Annotated in this window: 4 protein-coding genes; all 4 read left to right on the forward strand. The window is 68.1% G+C overall.

What is annotated here, in order from left to right:
• Positions 1–2,482, forward strand: a 2,482-nt coding sequence (locus VF329_07345; protein HEX7080811.1) for a tetratricopeptide repeat protein, incomplete at its 5' end; no start/stop codon positions are given.
• 13 nt (positions 2,483–2,495) lie between these two features.
• On the forward strand, positions 2,496–3,143 hold the full coding sequence (locus tag VF329_07350; protein ID HEX7080812.1) for a tetratricopeptide repeat protein: 648 nt from the start codon (positions 2,496–2,498) through the stop codon (positions 3,141–3,143).
• Between the two features lie 8 nt (positions 3,144–3,151).
• The gene (locus tag VF329_07355) at positions 3,152–3,553 is read left to right on the forward strand and encodes a hypothetical protein (protein ID HEX7080813.1); all 402 of its coding nucleotides are present in this window, start codon (positions 3,152–3,154) and stop codon (positions 3,551–3,553) included.
• Between the two features lie 55 nt (positions 3,554–3,608).
• Positions 3,609–4,256 carry a MotA/TolQ/ExbB proton channel family protein gene (locus tag VF329_07360; GenBank protein HEX7080814.1) on the forward strand — a complete coding sequence of 216 codons (648 nt, stop codon included), beginning with the start codon at positions 3,609–3,611 and terminating at the stop codon, positions 4,254–4,256.
• Positions 4,257–4,288: the final 32 nt, after the last annotated feature.

Below are 4,288 nucleotides of genomic sequence, written 5' to 3' on the forward strand. Positions count from 1 at the left end.
CTATTTCGTGCGCAAGCAGTACCTCGATGCGGAGGAATCGTACGCGGCGATCGTCGATCTCGGCTCCGCTTCGTCCTATTACGAGCTCGCGTTGTACAAGCTCGGGTGGTCGCTCTACAAGCAGGAACTGTACGAGGAAGCACTGCAGTATTACCTCGCGATGCTGGATTACCGGCTCTCGGTCGGTTACGACTTCGACCAGGTCGGGCAGGAGGAAGACGAGCGGATCGCCGACACGTTCCGCGTCATTTCCTTAAGCTTCTCGAACCTCGGCGGCCCGGAGGTGATCGACGAGTATTTCGCCCGCTTCGGGCATAAGAGCTACGCGGATCGCCTGTACAGCAATCTCGGCGAGTTCTATCTCGGCAAGCTTCGCTACCAGGACGCGGCCGCCGTCTACGCCTCCTTCATCGAGCAGAACCCGTTCCACGCGCGCTCGCCGCACTTCAGCATGCGCATCGTGGAGATCTACGAACAAGGCGGGTTTCCGCAGCTCGTCGTCGAGGCGAAAAAGGAATTTGCGTCGCGCTATGCCCTGGGCGCCGAATACTGGAGCTATTTCAGCAAGGACGAGTCGCCCGACGTCCTCGCGCTGCTGAAGACCAACCTCACGGATCTCGCCAATTACTACCATGCGCGCTACCAGGACGCGGAGCTGGAGGACGAGAAGCCCGCGAGCTTCGACGAGGCGGCGCACTGGTACCGCGAGTTCCTCGCGTCCTTCCCGGCCGAGCCCGAGTCGCCGTCGATCGACTACCAGCTCGCCGATCTCCTGCTCGAGAACGGCAACTTTGGCGAAGCGGCGGCGGAGTACGAGCGCACTGCCTACGACTACGGGCCACACGCGCGCGCCGCGGCGGCGGGCTACGCGGCCGTCTACGCGCACCGCGAGAACCTGAAGATCGCGACCGGCGCCGCGCAGCTCGACGCGAAGCGGGCGACGGTGGCGAGCTCGCTCGAGTTCGCCGAGACCTTCCCGGAGCACGAGGAGGCGCCGGTCGTGCTGGGCGCGGCGGCGGACGACCTGTACGCGATGCAGGAGTTCGAGCCGGCGATCGCGGCGGCGCGCAAGCTGATCGAGCGCTATCCGCATGCGGACCCCGCGCTGGTGCGCTCCGCCTGGGTGGTGGTGGCGAACTCTTCCATCGACACCGCCGCGTACCCGGAGGCGGAACACGCGTACACGCAGGTCCTCGCGCTGACGGACGCCGACGACGAATCCCGCCCGGCGCTCGTCGACAGCCTGGCGGCCGCGATCTACAAACAGGGCGAGCAGGCCAACGTGCTCGGCGACTTCCGCACGGCGGCGGCGCATTTCCTGCGCATCCGCGACGTCGCGCCGACCTCGACGATCCGCAGCAACGCCGAGTACGACGCCGCGGCCGCGCTCATCAAGCTCGAGGACTGGCCGGCGGCCGCCGGCGTTCTGGAGGCATTCCGGGCGGCCTTCCCGGAGCACGAGCTGAGCGACGAGGCGACCCGCCAGCTCGCATTCGTCTACCGCGAGGACGGCCAGCTCGCGCGCTCCGCCGCCGAGCACGAGCGTATCGCGGCGGAGACGGACGATTACGAGCTCGGGCGGCAGGCCATCCTCGCCGCGGGCCGGCTGTACGCCGACGCGGACGACGTCGACAACGCCTTGCGGCTCTACCTGCAATACGCGGACGAGTTCCCGCGGCCGCTGGACGTCGCGCTGGAGATGCGCACGAGCGCGGCGGAGATCTTCGCGTCGCGGCACGAGACCGCGCGTTACCACGAGGAGCTCGAGCACATCGTCGCGCTCGACGCCGCCGCCGGGGAGGAGAGAACCGACCGCACCCGGTACCTGGCCGCGCATGCCGCCCTCGTGCTCGCCGAGCAGCGGTTCGCATCCTTCGCGGACCTCGAGCTCGTGCAGCCCTTCGAGAAAAGCCTCGCCGAAAAGCAGCGGCGGATGGACGCCGCCATGGCTGCGTTCGAGGCGCTCGTCAAGTACGAGGTGGCGGACGTGACGGCGGCGGCGACGTACTACATCGCTGAGACGTACTACGCATTCAGCGACGCGCTGGTCGACTCCGAGCGCCCGGCCAACCTGAGCGCCGCCGAGCGCGAGGATTACGAGCTCGCCATCGAGGAGCAGGCGTACCCGTTCGAGGAGCGGGCGATCCAGGTGCACGAGGCGAATCACGAGCTCCTGTTGCGCGGGGTTTTCAATCCGTGGGTGCAGAAGAGCCTCGACAAGCTCGCCGCGCTCGTGCCGGGCCGCTACGCGAAGAACGAGATCAGCAGCGGCTTTCTGGGCTCGATCGACAGCTACGCCTACCGCATGCCGGCCGCGCCGCCGATCGGGCCCGAGGGGCCGACCATGGATCCGGCGATCGCCCCGGCAGGGGATGCGCGGCCGCCCGAGGCGCCCGGCGTGTCGCAGAGCGGCGAGATTGCGGTGCCGGGCGCCGTCGCACAGGCCAGCGCCGCCGCCGACACGACGTCGCAGGCGGAGTGAGGGAGGAACCGGTATGCATGCCCGCAGCCTTTGCGTCACCCTCGCCGCCCGTTCCGCGCCGGGCACGCTGGCACTGCTCGCCCTCGCGGCGGCGCTTGCCGGCTGCGCCGCGGCCCCCGAGGCGCCGAAGCCCGCGCGCATCGAGATCCAGGAAGCAGTCGGCTTCGTCATCACGGAACAGGCCGGGGTCGGCAGCGACGTTCGCGCCGACTACGAGCAGGCGGTGCGGCTGCTGGAGCAGGGCCGCACCGACGAAGGCATCGCGCTGCTCGAGCAGACCGCCGCGGCGGCGCCGGAGCTGACCGCGCCGCAGATCGATCTCGGCATCGCCTGGCGGCGCGCGGGCGATCTCGCAAAGGCGGAAGAGCACCTGAAGAAGGCGCTGGCGCTGAACCCCGGGCACCCGGTGGCGCACAACGAGCTCGGCATCGTCTATCGCCAGCTCGGGCATTTCGCCGAGGCGCGGCAGAGCTACGAGGCGGCGCTCGCGATCTATCCCGGGTTCCACTACGCGCGCCGCAACCTGGCCGTCCTGTGCGACCTGTATCTCGCGGACTTTGCGTGCGCGCTCGAGAACTACCAGGCGTACGTCGCAGCGGCGCCGGGGGACGAAGAGGCAGAAATGTGGCTTGCCGACATCCGCAGCCGGATGCATCCGTAGGTGCCGCGATGCTGAAACGAATCCTGTTGTGCCTGCCCATGCTGACGGTTCCCGCCTGGAGCGCCGCCGACGAGCCGGCCGGCGAGACGGGAGAGGCGGCCGCCGCGGCGGAGCAAGCCCCCGCCGCCGCGTCGGAGCAAGCCCCGGCCCAGGCCGCGGCGGGCGCGGAAGAGCAGGCAGGGCCGAGAACGATGTCCGGCATGTCGATCCTCGGCAACGAGGAAGCGCCGAAGGCGCTGGTCATCGTGCCCTGGAAGACCTCGGAGCTCGGCGCCGACCTGGATCTTTCGGACACGCTGGACGATCGCGCCCGCCCGGTGGACCGGGACGTGTTCATGCGCGAGCTCGATTACTACACCTTGCGCTCGGGTGAGCCACACGGGCCCGCGGGCGAGGCGGAAAATCCCTGACGCATGCGAGCGGACGGGGAGACATTGCGACAGAGAGGACAAAGTGATGGACACCATGTATTCGATCGTGGGTTTCTTCGTGTCGGGAGGCGTGTTCATGTACCCGATCCTCCTGGTTCTCGCCTTCGGGCTCGCGATCGGCATCGAGCGGTACGTGACGCTCACGCTGGTCACGCAGAAGAACCAGAAGGTGTGGGAAGACGTGCAGCCGCTGCTCTCCAAGGGTGATTTCGAGGGTGCCCGCAAGCTGACCGAGGGCGACGACGCGACCATCTCGCAGGTGCTCAGCATGGGGCTCTCGCTCCAGGGCGCGGTGCGGCGTCGCGAGGACATCGAGATCGCGATGGAAGAGAGCATGATGGAAATCGTGCCGCGCCTCGAGAAGCGGACGCCGTACGTCGCACTGGCAGCGAGCATCGCCACCCTGCTCGGGCTGCTCGGTACGATCATGGGCCTCATCCAGGCCTTCACCGCGGTCGCGAACGCGAACCCCGCAGAGAAGGCGGACCTCCTGTCAGCCAGCATCTCCGTCGCCATGAACACCACGGCGTTCGGCCTGATCGTCGCCATCCCGCTTTTGATCGTGCACGCAATCCTGACGAGCAAGACCGGCGACATCGTCGACAGCCTGGAGATGGCCACCGTCAAGACCCTGAACGTCTTCTCGAAGCGGGCGAAGCGGCAGCTCGAGATCGCGGCCTGAGGCTCACCCCATGGCCAGACGGCATCATTACA

The sequence above is a fragment of the Gammaproteobacteria bacterium genome (assembly GCA_036381015.1).
GTDB lineage: Bacteria > Pseudomonadota > Gammaproteobacteria > Steroidobacterales > Rariloculaceae > ZC4RG20.